The organism is Shimia sp. R10_1, assembly GCF_017744095.1.
In the GTDB taxonomy this organism is placed as follows: domain Bacteria; phylum Pseudomonadota; class Alphaproteobacteria; order Rhodobacterales; family Rhodobacteraceae; genus Shimia.
Window position 1 is genome coordinate 182,262 of record NZ_JAGHQX010000006.1, and the last position, 24,467, is coordinate 206,728.

23 protein-coding genes are annotated in these 24,467 nt (G+C 59.0%); 8 read left to right on the forward strand and 15 right to left on the reverse strand.

Annotated elements, in window-relative coordinates:
• Positions 1-9 precede the first annotated feature (9 nt).
• Positions 10-1,548 (reverse strand): F0F1 ATP synthase subunit alpha, encoded by a 1,539-nt coding sequence (gene atpA / locus J7413_RS13050; RefSeq protein ID WP_209098867.1) that lies wholly within the window; start codon positions 1,546-1,548, stop codon positions 10-12.
• Positions 1,548-2,108: a F0F1 ATP synthase subunit delta gene (locus tag J7413_RS13055; protein ID WP_209098869.1), complete on the reverse strand. Its 561-nt coding sequence runs from the start codon at positions 2,106-2,108 to the stop codon at positions 1,548-1,550. The genes atpA and J7413_RS13055 overlap by 1 nt, the downstream gene beginning before the upstream one ends.
• Before the next feature lie 449 nt (positions 2,109-2,557).
• Here J7413_RS13055 and J7413_RS13060 point away from each other — a divergent pair, with 449 nt between their 5' ends.
• Positions 2,558-4,150: a hypothetical protein gene (locus J7413_RS13060; RefSeq protein WP_209098871.1), complete on the forward strand. Its 1,593-nt coding sequence runs from the start codon at positions 2,558-2,560 to the stop codon at positions 4,148-4,150.
• 35 nt (positions 4,151-4,185) lie between these two features.
• Here the strand turns inward: J7413_RS13060 and J7413_RS13065 are convergent, their stop codons facing one another.
• Positions 4,186-4,926 (reverse strand): methyltransferase domain-containing protein, encoded by a 741-nt coding sequence (locus J7413_RS13065; protein ID WP_209098873.1) that lies wholly within the window; start codon positions 4,924-4,926, stop codon positions 4,186-4,188.
• Positions 4,927-4,987: 61 nt separating this feature from the next.
• On the opposite strand from J7413_RS13065, the gene gloB reads away from it, so the two are divergent.
• The 3 genes from gloB (at position 4,988) to J7413_RS13080 (ending at position 9,312) form a co-directional block, all read left to right on the forward strand.
• Positions 4,988-5,755, forward strand: a complete 768-nt coding sequence (gloB, locus tag J7413_RS13070) for a hydroxyacylglutathione hydrolase (protein ID WP_209098875.1) — start codon at positions 4,988-4,990, stop codon at positions 5,753-5,755.
• A gap of 267 nt (positions 5,756-6,022) precedes the next feature.
• The gene (gene clpA / locus J7413_RS13075) at positions 6,023-8,350 is read left to right on the forward strand and encodes an ATP-dependent Clp protease ATP-binding subunit ClpA (protein ID WP_209098877.1); all 2,328 of its coding nucleotides are present in this window, start codon (positions 6,023-6,025) and stop codon (positions 8,348-8,350) included.
• Positions 8,350-9,312, forward strand: a complete 963-nt coding sequence (locus J7413_RS13080) for a M23 family metallopeptidase (RefSeq protein ID WP_209098879.1) — start codon at positions 8,350-8,352, stop codon at positions 9,310-9,312. Before clpA ends, J7413_RS13080 begins: the two co-directional genes overlap by 1 nt.
• Positions 9,313-9,332: 20 nt before the next feature.
• Here J7413_RS13080 and J7413_RS13085 read toward each other — a convergent pair whose 3' ends face one another.
• The 3 genes from J7413_RS13085 to J7413_RS13095 form a co-directional block, all read right to left on the reverse strand.
• A complete protein-coding gene (locus J7413_RS13085) occupies positions 9,333-11,570 on the reverse strand; it encodes a peptidoglycan -binding protein (protein WP_209098881.1) in 2,238 nt (745 codons plus the stop codon).
• 3 nt (positions 11,571-11,573) lie between these two features.
• Positions 11,574-12,827 carry a biopolymer transporter ExbB gene (locus J7413_RS13090; RefSeq protein ID WP_209098883.1) on the reverse strand — a complete coding sequence of 418 codons (1,254 nt, stop codon included), beginning with the start codon at positions 12,825-12,827 and terminating at the stop codon, positions 11,574-11,576.
• 94 nt (positions 12,828-12,921) lie between these two features.
• On the reverse strand, positions 12,922-13,446 hold the full coding sequence (locus tag J7413_RS13095) for a gamma-glutamylcyclotransferase (protein WP_209098885.1): 525 nt from the start codon (positions 13,444-13,446) through the stop codon (positions 12,922-12,924).
• 69 nt (positions 13,447-13,515) lie between these two features.
• On the opposite strand from J7413_RS13095, the gene J7413_RS13100 reads away from it, so the two are divergent.
• Entirely contained in the window at positions 13,516-14,514 is a 999-nt protein-coding gene (locus tag J7413_RS13100) for a DUF2125 domain-containing protein (RefSeq protein WP_209098887.1), read from the forward strand.
• Positions 14,515-14,523: 9 nt separating this feature from the next.
• On the opposite strand, the gene J7413_RS13105 is transcribed toward J7413_RS13100, so the two are convergent.
• The 5 genes from J7413_RS13105 to rpsD all read right to left on the reverse strand — a co-directional run bounded on the left by J7413_RS13105 (position 14,524) and on the right by rpsD (position 18,803).
• Positions 14,524-15,372 (reverse strand): extensin family protein, encoded by an 849-nt coding sequence (locus J7413_RS13105; RefSeq protein WP_209098889.1) that lies wholly within the window; start codon positions 15,370-15,372, stop codon positions 14,524-14,526.
• Entirely contained in the window at positions 15,369-16,304 is a 936-nt protein-coding gene (locus J7413_RS13110) for a prephenate/arogenate dehydrogenase family protein (RefSeq protein WP_209098891.1), read from the reverse strand. Before J7413_RS13110 ends, J7413_RS13105 begins: the two co-directional genes overlap by 4 nt.
• On the reverse strand, positions 16,301-17,386 hold the full coding sequence (gene hisC / locus J7413_RS13115) for a histidinol-phosphate transaminase (RefSeq protein ID WP_209098893.1): 1,086 nt from the start codon (positions 17,384-17,386) through the stop codon (positions 16,301-16,303). Before hisC ends, J7413_RS13110 begins: the two co-directional genes overlap by 4 nt.
• Before the next feature lie 182 nt (positions 17,387-17,568).
• Positions 17,569-17,925 (reverse strand): hypothetical protein, encoded by a 357-nt coding sequence (locus J7413_RS13120; protein ID WP_209098895.1) that lies wholly within the window; start codon positions 17,923-17,925, stop codon positions 17,569-17,571.
• A gap of 257 nt (positions 17,926-18,182) precedes the next feature.
• A complete protein-coding gene (gene rpsD / locus J7413_RS13125) occupies positions 18,183-18,803 on the reverse strand; it encodes a 30S ribosomal protein S4 (RefSeq protein WP_209098897.1) in 621 nt (206 codons plus the stop codon).
• Positions 18,804-19,060: 257 nt separating this feature from the next.
• Here rpsD and J7413_RS13130 point away from each other — a divergent pair, with 257 nt between their 5' ends.
• Positions 19,061-19,669, forward strand: coding sequence for a hypothetical protein (locus J7413_RS13130; RefSeq protein ID WP_209098899.1), 609 nt, complete (start codon positions 19,061-19,063; stop codon positions 19,667-19,669).
• Here J7413_RS13130 and J7413_RS13135 read toward each other — a convergent pair.
• Positions 19,666-20,199 (reverse strand): winged helix-turn-helix transcriptional regulator, encoded by a 534-nt coding sequence (locus J7413_RS13135; protein ID WP_209098901.1) that lies wholly within the window; start codon positions 20,197-20,199, stop codon positions 19,666-19,668. The genes J7413_RS13130 and J7413_RS13135 overlap by 4 nt on opposite strands.
• Before the next feature lie 63 nt (positions 20,200-20,262).
• On the opposite strand from J7413_RS13135, the gene J7413_RS13140 reads away from it, so the two are divergent.
• The gene (locus J7413_RS13140) at positions 20,263-20,637 is read left to right on the forward strand and encodes a VOC family protein (RefSeq protein WP_209098903.1); all 375 of its coding nucleotides are present in this window, start codon (positions 20,263-20,265) and stop codon (positions 20,635-20,637) included.
• 69 nt (positions 20,638-20,706) lie between these two features.
• Here J7413_RS13140 and J7413_RS13145 read toward each other — a convergent pair whose 3' ends face one another.
• From J7413_RS13145 to J7413_RS13155, 3 genes are all read right to left on the reverse strand, one after another.
• The gene (locus J7413_RS13145) at positions 20,707-21,774 is read right to left on the reverse strand and encodes a Hint domain-containing protein (RefSeq protein WP_209098905.1); all 1,068 of its coding nucleotides are present in this window, start codon (positions 21,772-21,774) and stop codon (positions 20,707-20,709) included.
• A gap of 126 nt (positions 21,775-21,900) precedes the next feature.
• On the reverse strand, positions 21,901-22,815 hold the full coding sequence (locus tag J7413_RS13150; protein ID WP_247743512.1) for a lipid A-modifier LpxR family protein: 915 nt from the start codon (positions 22,813-22,815) through the stop codon (positions 21,901-21,903).
• Positions 22,816-22,987: 172 nt separating this feature from the next.
• Positions 22,988-23,605 carry a response regulator transcription factor gene (locus tag J7413_RS13155; RefSeq protein WP_209099150.1) on the reverse strand — a complete coding sequence of 206 codons (618 nt, stop codon included), beginning with the start codon at positions 23,603-23,605 and terminating at the stop codon, positions 22,988-22,990.
• Between the two features lie 365 nt (positions 23,606-23,970).
• On the opposite strand from J7413_RS13155, the gene J7413_RS13160 reads away from it, so the two are divergent.
• Positions 23,971-24,408: a molybdopterin-dependent oxidoreductase gene (locus J7413_RS13160; RefSeq protein ID WP_209098909.1), complete on the forward strand. Its 438-nt coding sequence runs from the start codon at positions 23,971-23,973 to the stop codon at positions 24,406-24,408.
• Positions 24,409-24,467 lie beyond the last annotated feature (59 nt).

Here is a 24,467-nt window from a genome sequence, read left to right on the forward strand (position 1 = left end):
CCGAACCCCTTATGAAAAGTCAGCGGCGAACGCGTCCAGAACGGCTTTCACTTTGTCAGCGGCCTCGCCTTTGATCTTCGGATCTTCGTCGGTGATCCACTGAAGCAGGTCGGCGTGCTTGCTGCGCAGGAAGGTCAGCATCGCTTCTTCAAAGCGGCCCACGTCAGACACAGCCACTTTGTCGAGGTAGCCGTTCACACCCGCGAAGATCACACAGACGATTTCTGCGTTGGTCAGCGGAGAGTACTGAGGCTGCTTCATCAGCTCGGTCAGACGGGCACCACGGTTCAGCAGCTGCTGAGTTGCGGCGTCAAGGTCAGAACCAAACTGAGCAAAGGCTGCCATCTCACGATACTGCGCAAGGGACAGTTTCACCGGACCAGCAACCGAGGACATCGCGGATGTCTGCGCGGAGGAGCCCACACGAGAAACCGACAGACCGGTGTTCACAGCTGGACGGATACCTTGGTAGAACAGTTCTGTTTCCAAGAAGATCTGACCGTCGGTGATGGAGATCACGTTGGTTGGAATAAACGCAGAAACGTCGCCACCTTGGGTTTCGATGATCGGCAGCGCGGTCAGCGAGCCTGCACCGAAGTCTTCGTTCAGCTTCGCGGAACGCTCAAGCAGACGGGAGTGGAGGTAGAAAACGTCACCAGGATACGCTTCACGTCCGGGTGGACGACGCAGCAGCAGGGACATCTGACGATAGGCCACAGCCTGTTTGGACAGGTCATCATAGATGATCAGCGCGTGCTTGCCGTTGTCACGGAAGTACTCGGCCATCGCGGTCGCGGCGTAAGGTGCCAGGAACTGCATTGGTGCCGGGTCAGACGCGGTTGCGGCCACAACGATGGAATATTCAATCGCGCCGGTTTCTTCCAGCTTCTTCACCAGCTGCGCAACGGTGGAGCGCTTCTGGCCAACCGCGACGTATACGCAGTACAGCTTCTTGCTCTCATCGTCGCCTGCGGCGTCGTTGTAGGATTTCTGGTTCAGGATCGCGTCCAGAGCAACGGCAGTTTTACCTGTCTGACGGTCACCAATGATCAGCTCACGCTGGCCACGGCCGATTGGGATCATCGCGTCAACGGACTTCAGGCCAGTCGCCATTGGTTCGTGAACAGATTTACGCGGGATGATGCCCGGCGCTTTCACGTCTGCCACACCACGGGTGGAGGACTCGATTGGGCCCTTGCCGTCCAGCGGGTTGCCCAGACCGTCTACAACGCGGCCCAGCAGGCCTTCACCGGTTGGCACGTCCACGATGGAGTTGGTGCGCTTAACAGTGTCGCCTTCTTTGATGTCACGGTCAGAACCGAAGATAACGACACCCACGTTGTCGTTTTCCAGGTTCAGCGCCATGCCCTGAATACCACCTGGGAATTCAACCATCTCACCGGCTTGAACGTTGTCCAGGCCGTAGACGCGCGCAATACCGTCGCCGACGGAAAGCACACGGCCGACTTCGGCCACTTCGGCCTCTTGGCCAAAGTTTTTGATCTGCTCCTTAAGGATCGCAGAGATTTCGGCTGCTTGGATACCCATTATCCGACCTCTTTCATTGCATTCTGTAGGGATGCGAGCTTGGAGCGGATCGAGGTATCGATCATCTTCGAGCCCACTTTAACAACAAGACCGCCAACGAGGCTTTCGTCGACAGTCGCATCAATCTTGACATCTTTACCAACGCGCGCGGCCAGGGTCTTGGCCAGCTTTTCGCTTTGGGTTTTGGTCAGTGCTTTGGCCGTGGTCACCTCTGCGGTCACCTCGCCTTTGTGATCCGCAAGCATCGCTTGCAGATGCGCAATCAGTTGCGGCAGCACGAACAGACGGCGTTTCTGCGCCATCAGGCCCAGCACATTTACCAGAACTTCCTGAACACCGATTTTCTGGGCGACTGCTGTGATTGCTGCGCCTTGGTCTTCGCGGCTGACCAAAGGGGAATTGATCAGATCGCGCAGGTCTGCGCTGTCGGCAACTGCCGCACCCAGGCCTTCGAGGCTGCTTTCCAATTCGCTCAACGCATTGTTCTCTTGTGCGATCTCAAAGACCGCGGCGGCATAGCGCTCGGCGATGCCGGAGGAGATCGAAGCTGGTTCGGACACGTCCACCCTTCCGCTTGCTGGCCTCCCTTCCAGCATACAAATGTATGCAAGAAGCGAGGGCGTTACTTAACCCCGAAACTAACGGGGCGTTAAAATCCGTCGAGGGTGTAGCAGAGGTGCGGCGACCTAGCAACATTTTTGCTAGGTATTTCCGAGCGATCAGAAAAGCAGGAAAAGCTGCGTTTTCACCCCGATGTTATACACAGGCAAAGGTGCATCACGCAGCGGCAGCCAAACATGTCTCACAGAGTTGTTTTTTTGTGAAAATTGCAGTGCTGACGCTGCTTTTTCCCGTATCTTAATGCGCCATTTACGACATATGCGACAATTCATCACGCCCATCCACTTAGGATCGCTCGACCAGCGCATGTATCAACGAAATTTCAATCTACTCCGCGCTCAATGGATCACTGGGGGACTGAGTCCGATTCTAAAATACTGAGGTGGTTATGGGACCGTTAGTACTATTGTCGCTTTTGGGCATTGGCGCAGCCACGGCTGTTGTCGATGTGATGGGATCCAAAAACGATTCAGAAACGGACGAGGCAACAGAGTCAGAAACGGACGAGTCTTCGGACACAGATCAAGACACGGACACCGACCTGATTGAGCAGATCACCCCACCCTCCGAAAGCGTGACCCCCAGCTCTGAATCTTCAGACGCTGCAGAAGACGACAACAAAGATGGCATCACCGGCTCCGACGACGGCGAAGCCCTCACCGCGCGCGGCACAGAAAATATATTCGCCGGAGATGGCGCCGATACTTTGATCGGGTCTGGTTCTGGCGATCTGCACGGCGAGGACGGCAACGATGCGCTCAAAATCGGCGGAACCGTCGATGGATTCGGCGGAGATGGCGACGACTATATGCACATCTCACAGGCCGCCCGCGGCTTTGGTGGCGACGGCGATGACACGTTCTTTTTAAAGGCTTCTCAATCCGCAGATGGTGCAGCGGCACAGGCCGATGGTGGCGATGGCGACGACACCTTTCTGATGCGCCCCTTGTCCGGGCTGCCAGAAGACACGCTGCCCCATGTCCTCACGGGCGGCGCCGGTGCGGACATTTATGCCCTTGATATTGATGACGCGACGGGGATCCGCGACGGAGAGGAAAGCGACAATCCCGTTGTGGCGCGGATCACCGATTTCAACACCGAAGAAGACATGCTGCTGGTGGATATCGGCGTCAGCGCCAAGATGTCTGATTTGAACAGCATTCCAACGCCCTCCATCACGACCACCACAGACCCGGACGGCGCCTTTACGGACGTGCATATCAGCTGGGAAAACCCGCTGAACCCAGACAATGTCGAAACCCGTACCTTGCGGCTGGAAGGGGTCACCGACTTCTCTGCTGAGGATGTCGAGCTCACAAGCATCGTCGATCCAAACGGCGACAGCTTTGAACAGCAGGCAGAGAACGCACAAGCCCACAAACTTTTTGCGCTGAAACCCGTCGAAGGCTCCGCTGCTGACGATACGATAGCCACCTCAGAAAACGCGCTCGTTGATCTTCAAGACGGCAATGACACACTGAGCCTTGGCAGCGGCACGCATGTCGCCCATGGCGGCGACGGGAATGACACCATAACCGTGTCAGAAGACAGCGATGGCGCCGCACATCTTATTGGCGGAGATGGCGATGATGTGATCACCGCAGATCTGGTAAAGAACAGCGATACTGTGCTGCTGGGCGGTGAGGGCGATGACACCATCACATTTGGTATGGGCCATTATGTAGATGGCAACGCAGGCGAAGACACGCTGGTGCTCAATGTGCATGCAGACGCGGTCGATCAAGGGCCCGCCGTGCTGCGCACCCTCACGGGCAACCATCTGACCATCAACATTCCTGCCGACCTCGAAGGGGAGGTGGATATCGTCAACCACACCTATGGCAACGGGTTCGAAGTGTCCTACTCAGAGATCTTCGTAGGGGATGTTCCCGTGCTCAAACTTCTGGAAGAGGATTTCCAGAATGGTGTCGGCATTGCGGAAAATGATTCACGCCTGACAATTCTGCGCCAAGACGCCTGAACCCAAAGCGCATCGGCCGTCTTGTGGTGCCTGATTTAGGCGGGCACGGCTTCGGGGCTGGGTGCCAAAACGCCAAGTGGCCGCTTAACGCGCGTCCCCACACCCGGCCCATTGGGCGCCTGGACTCGTTTGCTGGCTTCCACAATCAAAACACCGCCCGCCATCACCGGCGAAACGGTCTTGCCAAAACTTTCAAGCAACGCCCCGGTCTTGCGCCAGAACCGTTTATGACTGGGGGGTTGATACAGAGTGGCCCGATGCCGCTCAGGCATGAACCCATGCTGCTTTAGCAATCCCTCCAGCTGCCCCGTGGAATAGGGGCGGCCAAATCCGAAAGGCGTCTTATCGCTGCGCGACCACATGCCAGAGCGGTGCGGCACGATAAAAACAGCGCGCCCCCCAGGCCCCAACACACGGCTGGCTTCCTCAAGCACATCACTCGGCCGCTCACTGGTCTCAAGCCCATGCATGATCACCAAACGATCCGCATGCCCTGTGGCAATCGGCCAAAGCGTTTCCTCACACAAAACAGACACATTCGCCATGCCAGCGGGCCACGGCATCACGCCCTGCGGTCCCGGCATCAAGGCCACGACCCGACGCGCCTCTGCCAGATAGGGCCGCAACAAAGGCGCCGCAAAACCAAAACCGACAACCGTCTGCCCCGTCGCCTCGGGCCACAACTCCAGCAGTTCATCGCGCACAGCCTTCTGCGCCGCGCGCCCCAAAGTGCTGCGGTAGTAGAAATTGCGAAGGTCTTGCACATCAAGATGCATTGCGCCCGGCTCTCTGATCGGCAAATCTACTGCTAACATAACCATGCAGAGGCGAATTTCCATGCCCCATCAGATCGTCACCATTCCTTGCCTGTCAGACAACTATGCCTTTTTGGTGCATGATGCGTCCACAGGCGCCACTGCTTTGGTTGACGCGCCAGAACCCGGTCCGATTCTGGCAGAGCTGTCGGCGCGCAATTGGCAGCTGACCCACGTGCTTCTGACCCACCATCACTGGGATCACGTAGACGGTCTGGCCGACATTCTCGCCGCCCATCCTGCGCAAGTCATCGGCGCCAGCGCAGACGCGCACCGCCTCCCTCATCTGGATCTCGCACTGGCAGAGGGCGACAGCTTTGAGTTTGCGGGTGAAACCGTTTCAATCATTGATGTGTCGGGGCACACAGTCGGCCACATCGCCTTCCACTTTCCCGATACACAGGCCGTGTTCACCGGCGACAGTCTGATGGCAATGGGCTGCGGTCGTCTGTTTGAAGGCACCCCCGCACAGATGTTTGCCAGCCTCAGCAAGCTTGCGGCCTTGCCAGACACCACAACCGTCTGCTCCGGTCATGAATATACCGCATCAAACTGCGCCTTCGCGGCCTCATTGGCAGAAGACAACCCGGCGCTGGCCAGCCGAATCTTGGAAGTCGACGCTCTGCGCGCGGAGGGCAAGTTCACAGTTCCGTCCAATCTGGGCATCGAAAAGGCAACGAATCCTTTTCTGCGCAGCCATGAGCCCGCCCTGAAGGCCGCGATTGGCATGGCTGATGCGCCAGCCGAGTTGGTTTTCACCGAAATTCGCAAACGCAAAGACAATTTTTGATCCCGCAAGGGCCAAGAGAGCGGGCCGCCTTGAATTTGCAAGCGGCCCCACCAAATACCTTGTCTAACAAGCCAATCCGCAGCCCAATCCTTCAGCAATTCACGACAGAGTGACCCAACCTGAGGCTGCATCATGCGACAATCTGTGCCAAAATTTACAGAAAGTCCTTGAAGACCGCCGTCAATCGACCAAACTTTAACTGTACAGACCCTATGATGAGGCGCGGGCGTTCCGCCCTCATCTAAACCCGGAGGGAGCAGTCACACCGTGCCGTCATTTTCTAACACGCTCGAACACGCCATTCACGCCGCCCTTGCACAGGCCAACCAGCGCAAACATGAGTTTGCCACGCTGGAGCATCTGCTCCTGTCGTTGCTGGATGAACCTGATGCCCTGCGCGTGATGCAGGCATGCGGCGTGAACATCGACGAATTGCGCAGCGACCTGATCGAATTCATTGACGATGACCTGTCCAATCTGGTCACCGACATCGAAGGCAGCGAGGCGGTGCCCACCGCCGCATTCCAACGCGTCATCCAACGCGCAGCGATTCACGTCCAAAGCTCAGGGCGCACCGAAGTCACCGGTGCCAATGTGCTGGTCGCGATCTTTGCAGAGCGTGAATCCAACGCCGCCTACTTCCTGCAGGAGCAGGACATGACCCGCTATGATGCGGTCAACTTCATTGCCCATGGCGTGGCCAAAGATCCCGCCTTTGGCGAGGCCCGTCCCGTGACAGGATCCGACGATGAAGGCGAACAGCGCATCGAAGGCACCGCCGAAGGCGGCGAAGGCAAAGAAAGCGCGCTTGCGAAATACTGTGTCGATCTGAATGCCAAAGCCACCAAAGGCGACGTTGATCCGCTGATTGGCCGCGACCATGAGGTCGAACGCTGCATTCAGGTGCTCTGCCGCCGTCGCAAAAACAACCCGCTTCTGGTGGGCGATCCCGGCGTGGGCAAAACCGCCATCGCCGAAGGGCTTGCGCGCAAAATTGTGCAGGGTGAAATCCCTGAGGTGCTGAGCGAAACCACCATCTACTCGCTCGACATGGGCGCACTCCTCGCAGGCACCCGCTATCGCGGCGACTTTGAGGAGCGTCTGAAGGCCGTTGTGACCGAGCTTGAAGATCACCCAGACGCGGTGCTCTTCATTGATGAAATCCACACCGTGATCGGCGCGGGGGCCACCTCTGGCGGCGCGATGGATGCCTCCAACCTGCTGAAGCCCGCGCTTCAGGGCGGCAAGCTGCGCACCATGGGTTCCACCACCTACAAAGAGTTCCGCCAGCACTTCGAGAAAGACCGCGCCCTGTCCCGTCGTTTCCAGAAAATCGACGTGAACGAGCCAACGGTGCCCGACAGCATCAAGATCCTCAAAGGGCTGAAAGAGTACTTTGAAGAGCATCACAGCGTGAAATACACCGCCGATGCGATCAAAACCGCTGTGGAGCTGTCTGCGCGCTACATCAATGACCGCAAGCTGCCCGACAAAGCCATCGACGTGATCGACGAGGCTGGCGCCGCGCAGCATCTGCTGGCCGCCTCCAAGCGTCGCAAGACCATTGGCGTGAAAGAGATTGAGGCCGTGGTTGCCAAAATCGCGCGCATCCCGCCCAAAAACGTCTCCAAAGACGATGCCGAGGTGCTCAAGGATCTGGAAAAATCCCTCAAGCGCGTGGTGTTTGGTCAAGACAAAGCCATCGAGGCGCTCAGCTCCGCCATCAAACTGGCCCGCGCCGGTCTGCGCGAGCCTGAAAAGCCCATCGGCAACTACCTCTTCGCCGGTCCAACCGGTGTCGGTAAAACCGAGGTCGCCAAACAGCTGGCCGATACGCTGGGGGTGGAACTGCTGCGCTTTGACATGTCGGAATACATGGAGAAACACGCAGTCTCCCGCCTGATCGGCGCACCTCCCGGCTATGTCGGCTTTGACCAGGGTGGCCTGCTCACCGATGGTGTGGATCAGCACCCTCATTGTGTGCTGCTGCTTGACGAGATCGAAAAAGCCCACCCCGATGTCTACAACATCCTCTTGCAGGTGATGGACAACGGCGAGCTGACCGATCACAACGGCCGCACCGTGAGCTTCCGCAACGTGGTTCTGATCATGACCTCCAACGCGGGTGCGTCCGAGCAGGCGAAAGCCGCCATCGGCTTTGGCCGTGACCGTCGCGAAGGTGAAGACACCGCCGCGATCGAGCGCACCTTTACGCCGGAATTCCGCAACCGTCTGGACGCAGTGATCTCCTTCCAGCCGCTTCCGAAAGAGACCATCCTGCAGGTTGTCGAGAAATTCGTGCTGCAGCTTGAGGCCCAGCTGATGGACCGCAACGTCACCATCGAGCTGACACCAAAAGCCGCCCAATGGCTGGCGGACAAAGGCTATGATGACAAAATGGGCGCGCGTCCGCTTGGCCGCGTGATCCAGGAATACATCAAAAAACCGCTCGCCGAAGAGCTGCTCTTTGGCAAACTCGCCAAAGGTGGCGTGGTCAAGGTGAAGGTCAAAGCAGGCGAGCTGGAGCTGGAACTGTCCGGCCCCGACAACCCACGCATCACCGGCGACAAGCCACCGCTGCTGACCGCAGACTGATGCGCCTCACAGGGCTTACACTTCTCAGCGCGCTCGCAGCTTTTCCCGCTGCGGGCGCGCCATCGTTTTCACTCCCTGTCGACTGTGAACTCGGCACCACCTGCTTCATTCAGAACTACGTCGATCAGGATCCGTCAGAGGGATACCAAGATCACGCCTGCGGCGCGCTGTCTTATGACGGGCACAAAGGCACAGATTTTGCCCTCCCCACCCTGAAAGCCATGTCAAAAGGCGTCGATATTCTGGCCGCGGCTGAAGGCGTGGTCACCGGCACACGTGACGGAATGGAAGACCGCATCATCACGCCCGAAGGCATCGCCGCACTCAATGGGCGCGACTGTGGCAATGGCGTCGCCATTGACCATGGGGATGGCTGGGTCACGCAATACTGCCATATGAAACGCGGCTCCGTCAGCGTTGCCACAGGTGACAAAGTCACACGCGGGCAGCCCTTGGGCGAAATCGGTCTGTCTGGCCGCACTCAGTTTCCCCATTTGCACATCTCTATCCGCCACAACGACGCGGTGGTTGATCCCTTCTCCTCTGAAACCCTCGGCACCTGCGGCGGCGCGCATACATCACTCTGGGCCGACCCACTCCCCTATGTGCCCGGCGGGTTGATCCGCATTGGCTTTGAGGTCGACATCCCCGCCTACGACATGATCAAGGATGGCATGGCCGGACGCGACAGAATGCCGGCACAAGCCAAGGCGCTTGTGCTGTTTGCCCATGCTTTCGGCAGCCGTCCGGGCGACACGATGGTGTTCAAAATCACCGGACCACAGGGCGAAGTCTTCAACGACACAGTGATTTTGGAGCGCACACAGGCACAGTATTTCCGCGCAGGTGGGCGGCGCACGCCCCAAGGAGGCTGGCTCAAAGGCACCTATCAGGGTGAAATCCAACTCAAACGCGACGGCGCAGTGCTTGGTCAGTCCGCAACAACACTGCTGATCGAGTAACCGCCTGACAGCGGCCACCCCTATTTCTCTGTAAACTTCAGCTCAATCCGCCGGTTGCGCGCCCGCGCCTCCTCAGAGTTCGCAGGGTCAACAGGCTGATACTGACCAAAGCCATTGGCCGACAAGCGCGTGGGCGGCAGACCAAGCACCTCAATCAGATAGCGCACCACAGACAGCGCCCGCGCTTGGCTCAGCTCCCAGTTATCAGCAAAGACGCCGCCTGAAATCGGCACATCATCGGTATGGCCATCAACCCGCAGGATCCAGTTGATCTCTGCCGGAATGTCATCCACCACGCCCTGCAGAATGCCCGCCACCTTGGCAACCTCGCGCTGACCTTCCGGTGACAGCTGCGCACCACCCGGCGGGAACAGCACTTCCGAGGAAAACACAAAGCGGTCGCCCACAATCTGCACCCCTTCCTGCGCGCCAAGCACATTGCGCAGACGTCCAAAGAACTCGGAGCGGTACTGCGCCAGATCCTGCGTCTCCGCCGCCAGCGCCGCGGCCTCCGCTTCCAGTGCGATCTTCTCTTCTTCCAGCCGCTTGCGCTCAGCCTCTTCCAGCTGCCGCCGCCGCCGCTCTTCGGCAGCCGCCCGTGCCAGCGCCGCGTTCAAATCAGATCCCAGCGCCTCAAGCTGCACCTGCGCAGCCGCATCCCGATCCGCATATTCATCCAGAATGCCCTGCAACTGCCCAAGTTGCGTGCGCAGCGCCGCGATCTGCTGGTTCAGCGCCACAATCTGGCGCGCGCTTTCTGCGGATCGCGCCTCTTCCTCAGACAGCGCCTTATTGGCTTCTGACAGCAGTAAATCACGCCGGTCCGCCTCGCTCAAAGCTTCCGCCTGTGCGGCCTCTGCCGCCCGCTGTGCAGCAAGTGCCGCCGCCAGCGCCTCCTGAACGTCGCCACGATCCCGCAACTGCTGCTCTGCCGCCACTTTCGCTGCCAGAGCCGCCGCCAGACGCGCGCGCAGATCCGTGCCGCCATCCTGTGCCCGCACCTGTGCCGCAACCGCCGCGGCCAGCTGATCCTCCAGCTCCGCCACGCGTGTGGTCAGCCCATCAACCTGCGCTGCGCGTTCTGAACCATCGGTTTCCGCCGCCAGTTTCGCGGCCAGCGCTTCCGCCAGCTGCGCTTCAAGCGCCGCCAGATCGCCAGAGCGCTGCGACACCTGCGCCTCTGCCGTCGCCCGCGCAGCCACCTCCGCCACCAGACGCGCCTGCAAATCGCTCACGGTGCGGCGGTTCTCCTCAAGCCCCAGCAGCACCGCCGCCAGTTCCGCCTTCAGCGAGGCCGCAGCATCGTCACTATTCTCTAGCTCTGCCTCAAGCGTTGCAATTTTCAGCACCGCCTCCGCCAGATCCGCGCCCACGTCCTGCCCGTCCACAAGCGCCGCGGCCAGTTTCAGGTCCAGATCTTCACGCGCCGCCTCTGCCGCCGCCAATAGCGTGAGCGTGTCCTCGGCTTCTTGGCGCTGCGCCTCAAGCGCCAGCGTCATCGCGGTCAGTTCCGCATCCGCGTTTTCCAGCCGATTACGCAATTCTTCCGCCGCGGCAGCCTCCAGCAGGCGCTGTTGCTCTTCTGCGGTCAACGCCTGATCCAGCCGATCCGCTTCCGCACCCAGCTCATCAATCTGCAACTGCCCCTCAGCCACCTCAGTGCGCAGGCTGTCAATCAACGCCTCCATGGCATCAGCTTCCGCAGCCGCCAGCCGCGCCGCCTCAACGCCCGCGTCAATCTCATCACGCGCTGCCGCGAGCGCGAGGTTCAGCGCCGCCCGCTCATCCTCAAGCGCGTCGCGTACATCTTCCAGCGCTGCGACCGCGGCCTGCGCATCATTGCGCTGTGCCAGCAAGGTCGCCACCTGCGCCTCAAAGCTCGTGATCTGCGCCCGCGCCCGCTCAAGTGCGGCGCCTTGCGCATCTCGCGTGGCCGTCAGCGCCGCAATCAGCGCCTCCTGCTCTCGCACCTGACTGTCACGATCGGTCAGCGTCGCAGTCAACCCGCCAAGCTCGGCCTCCAGATCCCGCGTGCGCGTGCGCTCCAGCCCCAGCGCATCCGCCAGCGCCGCCACTTCGCCCTGAAGCGCGTCCAACTCGTTTTCCTGCCCGGTGATGGTTTCTGTCAGCACAAACTGCACGATCATGAAAATCGTCAGCACAAACATCAAGACCAGCAAAAGACCGGTCATCGCATCCACGAATCCCGGCCAAATGGAGGCTTGAAACCGCTGTCCTGTACGCCGCGAGAGGGCCATGCCTTAGCCCTCCTGCCCACCTTTTGAAATCGGTGGCCGCTTCAATTGCACCTTGTGGCTCTGCGTCGCAGGCTCTGCCTCCTGCGCTTTGGCCACCCGCCGCAGCACGCGGGAAATACCGCTCAGCTCCGTGCGCAGCTCCGCCATGCTTTCCTGACGCCCGGCAGAAATCTCTTCCAGAATGCGCAGCATCTGCACATCCATCGAGCGCAGCCGCATCCGGCTTTCCGCATCTATGCCACCTTCGCCCAAGCCACCGCCTTCGCTGAGCTTCGCAAGGAGCGCCTCCTGCCCCTCTGCCAACCGCAGCAACACGTCGTTGGCAGGGGTCTGTGCCTCAACCCGATCGGCCATGCGCTCCACCGCCGCAATCAAGGCGCCCATTTCGCCACCGCTCATGGCGCCCTCTTCACCGCGCAGCTGAGCCGTGGCCATCATGGTTTCGCGCAATTGATCGAGCTGCCCCGACATATGCTCAAACGCCGCGCCCAGCACCTGAATGTCACCGCCGTCACCCTCTCCGGATGAGAAACCAACCCGCGTGATCGAACTCAGCCACTCTTCAAGCTGGCCATAAAACCGGTTCTGCCCGTGACTCGCCAGCAGCTCCAACAAGCCAACCACCAAAGACCCCGCCAACCCAAGCAGAGAGGAGGCAAAAGCAACGCCCATGCCGCCAAGCTGGCTCTTCAGGCCTTCCATCATCTTGCCCACGGCATCCAGTGGCGCGGTGCCATCGGTCAGATTGAGGCTCTGAATGGTGTCCACAACCGCCGGAACGGTGGTCGCCAGCCCGTAAAACGTGCCCAGCAGGCCAAGGAAAATCAGCAGGTTCACAACATAGCGCGTGATTTCGCGCGCTTCGTCCACGCGGGTCGCAACCGAATCCAGGATAGAGCGCGATGACGAGGAGGAAATCTGCCCATGCGCGCCCCGCTCCCGCAGCAGGCTCGCAAGCGATACCAACAATGTGGGCGGGCTATTGGGATCATAGCCATCGCGCAGCCCGGCAAAGCCTTCGATCCAACGCACCGAGCGAAACAGGGAAAGCACCTGCGCAAATGTGGCGGCCACACCAAACAGGAACACCAGAATGATAAATCCGTTCAGCTCTGGATTGGCCTGAAACACAGGCAACACACTTGGCAACGCCAAGTATCCAACGCCCGCCACACAGACCAAGACCACCAGCATCTGGAGGATCTGGAGGGTGGGTTTAGAGAAATGCGGCTCGACTTTGCGGTCCGGCTGATCCATGAGGACGGATCCTGACACTTGTTTTTTCTGCGCTCACCCTACTGAGTGTTCCTGCAAGTGCCAAGGCATTTCCCGCCCTCAGATCACGCAGGTCTTAGGCTGTGGTCATTCTGCTGACTTCGCGGGACAACCAGGCCAGATCTGCATCTTCAATACCCAGTTCAAACAGATGGCTGGCGGTATTGTGCAAATAATCGGTGTTTGGCCCGCGCCCGCCCACGGCGGTGGAAATAATCTGTGCCTGCTCCGCCAGCGAAAGGTGACAATACTGCACGTGATCCGGGTCGATCACATAGGTCACAGCCTCCACCTTTCGCCCATCAGTCAGGGTCAGCGGCAGGGTCTTTTCCAAATAAGCAGAGCTCACCAGCTCCCGCTCACGCAGATAGTCCAACGTGCGCGCCTCATGCCCGTCAGCCACCTTCAGCGCCAGCCCCTGACAATGCGCGCCCACCTCTGCATCCAGCGCCAGCACAAGGCCGGGGTGGTCTACCGTGCCGCGATGATGGATTGAGCGCATGCAAAAACTGCGATGCCAGCCATCAAGCCGCGCCACCGCCTGCTCGGCGACCTCAAAACCGGGGTTCCACAAAAGCGACCCGTATCCAAATACCCACATATGCTGCCTCTGGTCCTACTGGCTTTGCGCCTATAAACACGAAACTGCATCAAGGAGAAAGGGCCAGCCATGATGAAACGTCTGATAGGTTTGATCGCACTGGCCGCAATGGCCTGGTCTGGCTTCTGGCTTGCCGGATATTGGGGCGTTTCCAAGGGTGTCCCTGCATGGTTTGAGGCGCGCCAGTCCGATGGCTGGGTCGCAGAATATGAAAATCTTTCTGTGCGCGGCTTCCCCAGCCGGTTGGACAGCACGCTCACCAATCTCAGCCTGGCAGATCCAGACACCAGCATCGCCTGGGATGCACCGTTTTTTCAGTTCTTCGCGCTTACCTATCGCCCACACCATGTGATCGCCGTCTGGCCCAACACGCAAACTGTGTCCACGCCCGAGGAAAAGCTTACGGTGAGCACCGCCGACATGCGCGCCTCTCTGGTTCTCACGCCGGGGACCGATCTGACGCTAGAGCGCAGCAATCTGGCCATTGAAGGTCTCGCAATACAATCCTCAACGGATTGGGAACTGCGCGCCAGCGCCGTCAAACTTGCCATGCATCGGCAAGAGGACAGCCCCGCGCGCTATCGCCTTGCGTTTCAAGCCGACGACCTTGCTCCCACATCCCTGCTCAACCTGCCGGACGAGATTGACCTGCCACGCAGTTTTTCCAGCTTTCAGGCAGACCTGACCGCAGAGTTCACCCGCCCATGGGATCGCACCGCCATCGAACAAGATCGGCCACAGCCCATCGCACTCGATCTCACTCTGGCCGAAATCATCTGGGGCGATCTGGAGCTTAACGCCGCCGGTTCCGTGACCATAGATGACATTGGCATTCCAACCGGAGAGGTGACCATCCGCGCAGTCAACTGGCGCGACATGCTCGCCGTGGCCCGCCAGTCCGAACATGTGCCAACCTCCATTGTGGATACACTGGAACAGGCGCTTGGCTTTGTTGCAGGGCTTTCCGGCAATGCCAACACACTCGACATTCCGCTCACGTTCAAACGGGGCACGACACATTTTGGGCCACTGCCCATCGGCCCTGCCCCACGGATTGTCCTGCAATAGTGTCTTGATCTAACGGCAGTAAGGCCCGCCGCGGTGGCGCGCGATGTCAAAATGGAAATGGTCGCGGTGATAGCGATCTGAATTGGGGCCAAGCACCGTGCCAAAAGGCCCGCAGGCACTCTTGTGCATCTTCTTGAGAATGCGGCCTCGCTTGCCTTTGCCCCAGTCGCGCAACACGGAAATCGTGTCCCCGTTCTCAAGCACCAGCGCAGAGATATCAATCGCCTTGCCTTTGCCGTGCTCGCTGATCTTTGCGCCCTTTTTGTGGTTGCGCGTCCGGCAGGAATACCCCGCCGCCACCTTCAGTGTATCAATGCCGCCGCCGTAGTTGCGCACCGCTTTCTTGGCACCTTTGTCGACCCATTTTTTCAGCGCTTTGGCTGTGTCACAGGTCATCACCGCAGGCGTGCTGAGCGCCACACCATCCACTTCATAAAGTTTGACCGCCCCACGCCGAATGCCACACCCCGGCAGTTTCGCAGGCACCGGCGGCACCTCTTTGCCAATCAGCTTGCGATCCCGGCAGATTTTGCCAATGCCTGCGGCCTTGCGCGCACGCTTTTCCTCACGCGTCACACGGGCGGGGATCGGTTGGGTGGTTGGCTCGAGCGCTGCCAACGAGCTTTGCACAGAGGCAGACACCGGCACAATATTGGCCACGACATTGCCTGAGCCGGGCCGCACCACCGGCCGCAGAGAGTGCGCAGGCGCAAAGCTGGGCAGCGCCGCGGGAAATACCATCAGCCGCGTGACGGGGCGCAAACTCCGCTCAGGCGCATTGGCCTGCGCCACCGACGTGATCGTCAGCACCGCGCCCAAAGACAGGACACCCAGAAGATATCCCGCCCCACGCCTCATGTGCTTGGCGCGCCCCGGCCGAAGTCTGGCGCAGCGGTATCTTGTCCCGCCTCAATGATCCCACGCCGGATCGCCCGCGTGCGCGTGAAGTAATCATGCAAATGATCCCCATCGCCGGTACGGATCGCCCGTTGCAGCGCAAACAGCTCTTCGGTGAAGCGCCCTAAAATCTCCAGAGTCGCATCTTTGTTGGTCAGAAACACATCGCGCCACATGGTCGGATCAGAGGCTGCAATCCGGGTGAAGTCCCGAAACCCCGCCGCAGAATATTTGATGACTTCACTGTCCGTCACCCGGCGCAGATCATCCGCGACCCCCACCATGGTATAGGCAATCAGGTGCGGCGCGTGGCTGGTAACGGCCAACACCAGATCATGGTGGTCGGCGTCCATTTCATCAACATTGGCCCCCATGCCTTCCCACAGCGCGCGCAGCTTGGCGACCGCTTCAGGCGCGCTGCCCTCCACTGGCACCAACAGGGACCAGCGGTTGTCAAACAGCTCCGCAAAGCCACTTTCCGGGCCAGAATGCTCGGTGCCCGCCAGCGGGTGGGCAGGCACAAAATGCACGCCGTCGGGCAGATGCGGGGCCACCGCGTCAATCACATGGCGCTTCACAGAGCCCACATCCGTCACCGTCGCGCCCGGCGCCAATGCTGGTGCAATCTCTGCGGCCACAGCGCCCATCGCGCCCACCGGCACACAGAGCACCACCAGATCCGCACCTTCCACGGCCTCTGGCGCGCTGTCACACACCCGATCACACAGGCCAATCCGCCGCGCGGTCTCTCGGGTCTCTTCTGAGCGGGCATAACCCGTCACTTCACCCGCCAGCCCGGCGCGCTTCATGGCCCAGAACATCGACGAGGCAATCAAGCCAAGACCGATCAAAGCCACGCGGTTGTAAACCGGTGCAGAGACGGGCGCACTCATCGCGCGCCGCCCTTGAACTGGCCAATCGCATGGGCGACCCGGCGACAGCTCGGCTCATCGCCCACGGTGATGCGCAGACAGTTGGGCAAGCCATAGCCCGCCACCTGCCGCACAATCAGCCCCTGCGTGGCCAGATAGGCATTGCACGCCTCGGCCTCTTCCTGATCGGCAAACCGCGCCAGAATGAAGTTGGTGCAGGAGGTGTCAGACGGCACGCCAATTTCCATCAGCGCTTCTGCCAGCCACGCCCGCAGGCGCGCGTTTTCCGCCCGGCATTTCGCGACCCATTCCTGATCGCGCACCGCCGCTTCGGCCAGCTTCATCTGAATGTTGGACAGGTTGAACGGCTGCCGCACGCGGTTGAGCACATCGACAATCTCTTGAGAGGCATAGCCCCAGCCCACGCGCAATCCGCCCAGCCCATAAATCTTGGAGAAGGTGCGCGTCATCACAACATTGCTGCGCGCCTCGACCAGCCCGGCACCGCCGTCAAAGCCCTGCACATATTCCGTGTAAGCCCCGTCGTGTACCAGAATACAGCCCTTGGGCAGCCCATCGGCCAGACGCGCCAAATCATTGCCGCCAATCATCGTGCCGGTTGGGTTGGCCGGGTTGGCGATAAACACAATCTTTGTGCGCTCGGTGCAGGCCGCCAGAATGGCATCCACATCCACCACGCGCTCCCGCTCCGCCACGGCGACAGGCTTTGCGCCCACCATCTTGGCCAGAATCGGATACATGGAGAAGCCGTGCTCCGGATAAACCACCGCATCGCCCACACCCGCATAGGCTTGCGCGATGAACTGCAGCACTTCGTCACTGCCCACGCCACAGATGATGCGATCCGCATCTAATCCATGTACCTCAGCAATCGCCGCGCGCAGCTCCGCATGATCGGTCGAAGGATACCGATGCAGATTGAACCCCGTTTTGGCATGGGTCTCTGCCACCGCATCGCTGCATCCCAATGGGTTCTCATTGGAGGACAGCTTTACAACGTCTTTCACACCTTCAACTGTGGCTTTACCGCCAACATACAACTCAATGTCCAAGACACCTGGCTGCGGCTGAATTTCTGACATGCGTTTCACTCCTTCGCTGGCTGCTGTTTATCTGCGCCCCGCCCGCTTGGGAAGCCATCACAACCCCGACGGGCGCTTTTGCCTCAACCCGGCACCCAGCTGTGGCTTTGCCACCGCATCCGCCACAAAAGAAAGGCGGCATCCGCAGACACCGCCTTCTCTCACGCCTTAAAAAACTGATCTTAGGTGTAGTAGTCGACCACCGATTTGCTGGTATCTATGCCAGCATCTGTCAGCTTGCTCTTCAGGATCTCAGCAAAATTGCCGTTGTCTGCACGTTGGTAGCTCGCCACCGCAGAGCGGATCGCCGTCATCACCGCGCCATCCACTGTGCGATTGCGCTGTGCCTCATTGGCGGTGCGCGCCGTCTGTTGCGCCTGCTGCACGGGCTGAACCGTCTCTGTTTTCGAACTCTCAACCGGCACCTGCGGTGCCTGCCCACTGTATTTGGCAAGTGCCGCGTGCAACATCGCATTTTGCGTTGCACTCAACCCCTGCCACCCCGTGGTCTCGCCTAAAATTCCAACCGCTTCGACCATGCTGTCTCTCCTTTGCATCGCTGTCGATCCGGCGCAGCCCCCAATGCTGCCTCGTTAAATATAGGCCCAAGGTTGCATTTCTTTAAGATTCTGACAATCAGACCTCTAAAATTGTAAAAAGAATTCAGCGCGTTAACCGCCATTGTGACTGGACAAATTTCGCATCTTGAGCTCACCCGCCCTCTGCCCAGTCCAGACAAAGAAAAACCCGCCACAAGGGCGGGTTCTCCAGAAATTCGAAACTGTCGCGGCGAAGATTAGTTCTTCGCGTAGAATTCCACGACGAGGTTTGGTTCCATGATAACCGGATATGGCACGTCAGACAGAGCTGGCTTGCGCACGAAAGTCGCGGTCATTTTGGAGTGGTCTGCATCGATGTAGTCAGGCACATCGCGCTCTGCCAGCTGAACAGCTTCCAGCAGCACGGCGAGTTGCTTGGACTTGTCACGCACCTCGATCACGTCGCCTTCTTGTACACGGTAGGACGCGATGTTCACGCGTTTGCCGTTCACCAGAACGTGGCCGTGGTTCACGAACTGACGTGCCGCAAATACGGTCGGCACGAATTTCGCGCGGTACACAACCGCGTCCAGACGGCTTTCCAGCAGGCCGATCAGGTTTTCACCGGTATCGCCTTTTACACGCTCAGCGTCGGCATAGATGCGACGGAACTGTTTCTCGGTCAGGTCGCCGTAGTAGCCTTTCAGCTTCTGCTTTGCGCGCAGCTGGGTGCCGAAGTCGGACAGCTTGCCTTTGCGGCGCTGACCGTGCTGGCCTGGGCCATAGTCACGACGGTTGACTGGGGATTTAGGACGACCCCAGATGTTTTCGCCCATCCGGCGGTCAATTTTGTACTTGGCAGCAGTTCTTTTTGTCATCTGCTGATCTCCTTCGTTCAGGTTTTCGAAGGGCGTTGTCCTCCCGCCGGATTTGGCCGACGTGACAGGGTTCCTCTTGCGAGGGCCACCAACACCAATGAATGCGCGCTTATACGGGGGATTCTGGGGGAGTCAAGCGGGGAGTGGGATGCGGCAATGGCACCCCCCCTGTGCTCTGCAAAACCGCCGTAATTACTCCCTACTTATGCCGGAGAGCCGCGCCAGAAGATACGCGCATTGATTGAAACAGGTCTTCTATGAAACGCGCCATTGCATCGCTTGCTGTGTTTTTGCTGAGCTACACCGTCGCGACGGCGCTCATGCAGCCCGCCCCTCCCACATACGCCGATCTCGCACAACAGATCTGCCCAACCGAATGGGCCGCGCTGAACTCGGTTAGGCCGCCAGCCTACCTAGAAAATCTTCTGGATCCCCTAAATAACCAAATAGCTGTACGCGATTTTGGCAGCACACCAAGCCAGAACACGATTTTGCATCGCCCTTTCCTTCTGATCATCGTAACCGACGACTTTGTGGGTCGCTTCCTCGCTCTTGAAGAACCGAAGTTTCACACGCCAAACCATATGGCACAAACCGAGGCTCAACTGGCGTTGATCAACTGCCTGGACCCCACGCCGAAAGAGCGTCGCGAAATCGTCCAGACGATGGCCCTAGTCGCCCACACGTCGGAAGCTGACGCCTCAAAAGGGTACACCATAATTTTCCAAAAAATCGATCACATGTTCTGCATGGGATTCGACAAAGCTTTTGAAGCGATGAAAACACTGGACCCGACCAGCACCACGTACAAACAGGACGTTGAGGCAACAATGGAAGCCACCATGACCATTTGCCCAGAGCCCTAAGCCACAAGCCCCACCACCCGACTGATCTGACCACCCGCATTCACCGCGCGGTAGACCGGAAACGGCACCCGGTCTGACAGGTCAATCTCCCGCGCCACCCAGTCTTGCGCCTCAAGCCGCTGCAAAGAGGTGGAGAGCGCCCGGTCGGTGATCGCCCCCAACTCAGCCTTAAAACCGGAAAACCGTTGTGGCCGCGCCGCCAGCGCCAGCACCGGCACGGTCCAGCTTTTGCGCAGCAGCCCTGCTGCGCTTACCTCTGCCGCCCGCAAAACCGCATCCGCCTTTGCCGCCGCTGCCTTGCCCTCTGCCGTCAGAATAAACTCAGGCCGCAGCGGATGCCCGTGCCCGGGATTGCGCGCCACCAGACCCAGCGCCATCAGATGCTGCAAACTGGCCCCAAAGGCCGTGCGCCCCGCCCCAGTGGCCGCCAGCAATGTCGCCTGCCGTCCGGGCACACCGCGATGCAGATGCGCCAGAATGTCGAGCGCCCAGGCGCGGGAGGTCAGCTTGACAAGCAGATTAATGTCCATAAAGTATAGTTACTTTATTTTCCAAATTTCACAAGACATCATGACATCATAAGGACCCACCCCATGGCCCTCGCCGCATTGACCAACATCATCACCCTGTCGATTTCCGTCAGCGACCGCCACGCCAGCGCCGCCTGGTTTGAAGAAAAGCTCGGCTTCACGCTCCGCTATCATCTTGATGATGTGGGCTGGAGCGAACTGAACACCAAAACCGACGGTGTGATCCTCGGCATGGGGGAGCAGTCCGAGCCCAAGCCCGGCAATTGTGTGCCTGTTTTTGGGGTTGAGGACATGGAGGCCGCCCGCAGCGCGCTTGAGGCCGCGAACGTGCGCTTTGATGGCCCAACGCAGGAAATCCCGGAGATGGTCAAACTGGCCACCTTCTATGATCCGGACAACAATGCCTTCATGCTGGCGCAGGATCTCAGCTCTCAGTAAAAAATCACATAAAAAACCCCGCGCAAACGGCGGGGTCCTTGGCGCGTCAGACCAATGGCGCCCAATAACTCAGGCGGCATCATGCAGCAAAATAGCCGCCTCACTGGTGGTCAAATTGCGCCGCGCATAGGCCCCATAGCTGTGCGGATCGTCCACCAAGTCGGGAAGATGGGCCCGCAAACGCGCGCGATCGTCAGGTGCGAGGCTGTCCATCGCGGCGCTGGCCGGGTGAAAGCTCTCCGTCTCCACACCATTGGCCCAGATCACCTCGTGGCTTGGCAGCAGAAGATGCACATAGGTCACTTCGCGCAACGCGGCATCCACCGCCACCGTGCGGCCATTCACCAGATCCCGTGCCGCCACCAGCACCTCAGACACATTGAACAGCGCCTGCGCCGCCCGCCCGCGCACCAGCATGCGATGCTCCGGGCTCACCAGCAACTCCTGATCCGGCCGTTCAATGCCCAGCGCACCAGGGCGGATGCGAATGGGGCGCAGATGCGGCATGGCAAACAGACGCGCCCCCGTCATGCGACGGCTGCCAATCCACTGCACCGCCTGTGCGCCATTGTCCCGGGTCTGCACATAGTCGCCCTCGCGCAGCTCCTCAATCAGCCGCGGCCCCATGGGCGTCGCAATGCGCGTGCCTGGCGTGAAACAAATCACCCCGCCGTGCGTGTCAGTGCGTGGCCGCTGCAACGCACTCAGGGTCTGATGCACCACCCACAACGGGCGCCCTTTCGGAGGCAGTTCATCCAAGAACATCAACAAAGGGGCGCTCCCTGGCACCTCTATCACCGTGGCGGTGAAACTTTCAGTGCCATCCGTCACCACAAAGCCCCCCTCCATCAATGGATCATCGACCACGATGTCTTCCAATGCTGGCGTTGTGTCTTGTGTGTGAACCGCTGCCCCAATCAGTCGGCGCACCATATGCGCCGCCCGTTTGCGGATGTTTGCCCCTTCTTCGCCTCGATCCAGACGCAATAGTGCCGTCGGGCCGTCCACGCGGACGGCATCTCGTGACCAAGACCACACCGCACCTGTGCCCAGTGCTTGCAAAGGTGGGGCCTTTTGGCCGTCTATTTCTGTCTGTGACCAGGAGATGACAAACGTGCCACGAAAGCCCGTCTTCATTGCCCGATTACCTGCCTTGTATTTTTTTATTAACGGCAGGTTAACAAAATCGAACGCAGTTTTCCACCCGATTCTGATCGGTAAACCAGAAGGTTACATGCCGCCCGCCCACAAGACAGGTCAAAATCAGAACTTAAAGTCGAGCTTGATCGCCCCAACAAGCTGGGACCCATCTTGCGCTGCAAACTCTTCTGAAAGCCACGTCAGCCCATAAAACACATGGTGTTTCTCGCCACGCCAATGCACGCCGGCGCGCACCCGGCTGCGCATGTCTTCCAGCTCATACCCGCGCGCTTCCGGCAGATAGACACTGTCAAAAACATGGGCCACATCCGCACCAGCGACGAGGCTCCACCCCGCCTGATGGTTGCGAATCGTGCGGTAGCGATGACCCGTCACCCAATCCCGCACCAACAGCTCTCCCTCGCCGAAATTGCCGATGGTCACATCGAACCCTGCCCGCACAAGACTCTCGTCGCCTGCACGCGCTTCGACAAACGGGCGCAAACGGGTTTGCCCGCCCACCCGCATCTCGCGCCCCATCTCTGCCACTCCCCGCACGCGCCAGGTGTTCGGGATCTGCATCGCACGCACCTCCGGCGAGGACGGATCAATCCCGATCAGATTATGAATAGCGTTCTGAAACTCATCCAGCTTTGTCATCGGCCCGATCGCCACAAGATCGCCACCAAGAGCAAACTCGGTTCCGCTACGCTGGAAATGGGTGTGAACCCCCGCGCTCAGCATCCCGGCAAAGGGGCGATCGGAGGGCGCAGGATTTGTGATGGATTCAGGGGCGATCACTTCGCCGCCCAGTCGCAACTCCAGAATATCACCGGCGGCCTCAGGCAAGGCCCCATCCCAGCCATATCCCCAGACACGGCTGGTGCCATAAGAGCCACTGCGCCACCGGTCTTTGCCATCGCCAATTGCGTCATTGACCAGCAAATTGCCAAACCCAAGATAGCTGCGCCCTTCCGCCAAAGCAGCGTGTGCCGTCACGCCAATCATCAAAACAGAAGCCAAAATGCGCGTCAGCATGCTCATTCTCCAAAAGGTGGTTTGTTCGTGCGGCATAACGCACGGAATGTCTTAAAAACCTATGAGCCGTACGAAATGTTAAAGTTGAGGAAAATTTGCGGCAAAATCGCATCACCCCTAAAAGCAGGCTTGGCATTCCTTTTCCAAAAAGGGCTGACGCCTCTGCAAAAGGTTAAAACAGGTCCGCCTCACGCGCAATCAAGGCCGCCTGCGTGCGATTGGCTGCGCCAATTTTTCGATACAGATTTTTGACATGCAGCTTGATGGTCGGCTCTGACAAATCCAAATCGCGCGCAATTTCTTTGTTGGCCTTGCCTTCGGCGAGCCCCTCCAGAACTTGCATCTCGCGTTTGGTCAACTTCTGCGCAATTGGATGTTGCTGTTGGGTCTCTGGCTCTTCCGTCAAAAGTTCAGCAGGAACAAATTGTTCCCCTGCCGCCATAAATCGAATGGCATTGATCAGTGATTTTGCAGCCAGCGTCTTAGGAACGAAGCCCGCGGCACCAGCTGCCATCGCACGATGCACCACATCCCGCGGCGCCTCGCCAGAAATCAGCGCCACACGCGGCGCAGCGGGGTGCGCCAGAACGCGTTTCAAACCGTCCAAGCCACACATGCCCGGCATATTGTAGTCCAACAATACAAGATCAAAGCGATCCGGCCCTTCCAAGGCAGCAAGCGCCCCATCCAGGTCAGATGCCGCAACAGAGGTCATCTCCGCAGATGATTCAATAAAGGCCACCAACGTGTCTCTCAAAAGATCGTGGTCATCTGCAATCAGTATCTTCAACATTACACTCCGACGTACCTGGCGGATATATTCCGCCCTCAGCAACTCAAATCAAGGGTCGAGGGTCACAGCCCGCTGAATTAGTGCGAACCGAAACCTGCTTATGGGAAGCATGCTTAATGACTTCTCAACCATAAAGATTCTGTTTCGCACAACTATCAGCTTACGCGAGGTCAAACCACAAACCTACCCATTTGTATAGAGTACTTATCCTCATTCGCACGTGCGCCATCTATTTCAAGCGGTTAACACTTAACGCAAGCAATCGAGGCAGCAGTATTATGCGATCTAAACAATTTTCAGTTTTGACGCTTGCACTCAGTTTTTTGCTACCACTCACGACAGCCCTTTGGGCTGACGACGCCATGGATACACCATCTGGAAGCGTCATTCTGACTGTGTCGGGCACGATCGACAAACACAATGTCGACGGCACAGCTCAGTTCGATTTGGACATGATGCGGGAATTACCTGCAGTGTCCATTTCGACCTCGACCATTTGGACCGAGGGGGTCCTTATGTTCACGGGTGTACCTGTCGCGTTGTTGCTTGAAGAATTGGGGTCTTCAGGCAACACGCTTCGGGCATCCGCAATCAATGACTACACCATCGAAATTCCGGTTGAATCCCTCGAAGATACCTACCCGATTTTGGCATATGAGATGAATGGATCTCCCATGCACCGTCGGGACAAAGGTCCGCTGTGGGTGATCTACCCATTTGACTCAGACGAGAAGTATCGCACATCTCAGGTGTTCTCACGCAGCATCTGGCAACTCGACAGGATTGAAGTGATCGACTAAATTCTGCGCAAGGCCCGTGCATCTAAAAGGCTGTAACGCCATAATTTATGTCCCACACG

Coding starts and splice junctions, on each gene's coding strand:
- J7413_RS13085 (WP_209098881.1), bottom strand. CDS start 11,570: ATGGCCCTCTCGCGGCGTACAGGACAGCGGTTTCAAGCCTCCATTTGG.
- gloB (WP_209098875.1), top strand. CDS start 4,988: ATGCCCCATCAGATCGTCACCATTCCTTGCCTGTCAGACAACTATGCC.
- atpA (WP_209098867.1), bottom strand. CDS start 1,548: ATGGGTATCCAAGCAGCCGAAATCTCTGCGATCCTTAAGGAGCAGATC.
- J7413_RS13080 (WP_209098879.1), top strand. CDS start 8,350: ATGCGCCTCACAGGGCTTACACTTCTCAGCGCGCTCGCAGCTTTTCCC.
- J7413_RS13065 (WP_209098873.1), bottom strand. CDS start 4,926: ATGCATCTTGATGTGCAAGACCTTCGCAATTTCTACTACCGCAGCACT.
- J7413_RS13145 (WP_209098905.1), bottom strand. CDS start 21,774: ATGAAGACGGGCTTTCGTGGCACGTTTGTCATCTCCTGGTCACAGACA.
- J7413_RS13150 (WP_247743512.1), bottom strand. CDS start 22,815: ATGCTGACGCGCATTTTGGCTTCTGTTTTGATGATTGGCGTGACGGCA.
- J7413_RS13120 (WP_209098895.1), bottom strand. CDS start 17,925: ATGGTCGAAGCGGTTGGAATTTTAGGCGAGACCACGGGGTGGCAGGGG.
- J7413_RS13110 (WP_209098891.1), bottom strand. CDS start 16,304: ATGAGTGCGCCCGTCTCTGCACCGGTTTACAACCGCGTGGCTTTGATC.
- J7413_RS13095 (WP_209098885.1), bottom strand. CDS start 13,446: ATGTGGGTATTTGGATACGGGTCGCTTTTGTGGAACCCCGGTTTTGAG.
- J7413_RS13105 (WP_209098889.1), bottom strand. CDS start 15,372: ATGAGGCGTGGGGCGGGATATCTTCTGGGTGTCCTGTCTTTGGGCGCG.
- J7413_RS13060 (WP_209098871.1), top strand. CDS start 2,558: ATGGGACCGTTAGTACTATTGTCGCTTTTGGGCATTGGCGCAGCCACG.
- hisC (WP_209098893.1), bottom strand. CDS start 17,386: ATGTCAGAAATTCAGCCGCAGCCAGGTGTCTTGGACATTGAGTTGTAT.
- J7413_RS13140 (WP_209098903.1), top strand. CDS start 20,263: ATGGCCCTCGCCGCATTGACCAACATCATCACCCTGTCGATTTCCGTC.
- J7413_RS13100 (WP_209098887.1), top strand. CDS start 13,516: ATGATGAAACGTCTGATAGGTTTGATCGCACTGGCCGCAATGGCCTGG.
- J7413_RS13130 (WP_209098899.1), top strand. CDS start 19,061: ATGAAACGCGCCATTGCATCGCTTGCTGTGTTTTTGCTGAGCTACACC.
- rpsD (WP_209098897.1), bottom strand. CDS start 18,803: ATGACAAAAAGAACTGCTGCCAAGTACAAAATTGACCGCCGGATGGGC.
- J7413_RS13090 (WP_209098883.1), bottom strand. CDS start 12,827: ATGGATCAGCCGGACCGCAAAGTCGAGCCGCATTTCTCTAAACCCACC.
- J7413_RS13135 (WP_209098901.1), bottom strand. CDS start 20,199: ATGGACATTAATCTGCTTGTCAAGCTGACCTCCCGCGCCTGGGCGCTC.
- J7413_RS13160 (WP_209098909.1), top strand. CDS start 23,971: ATGGATACACCATCTGGAAGCGTCATTCTGACTGTGTCGGGCACGATC.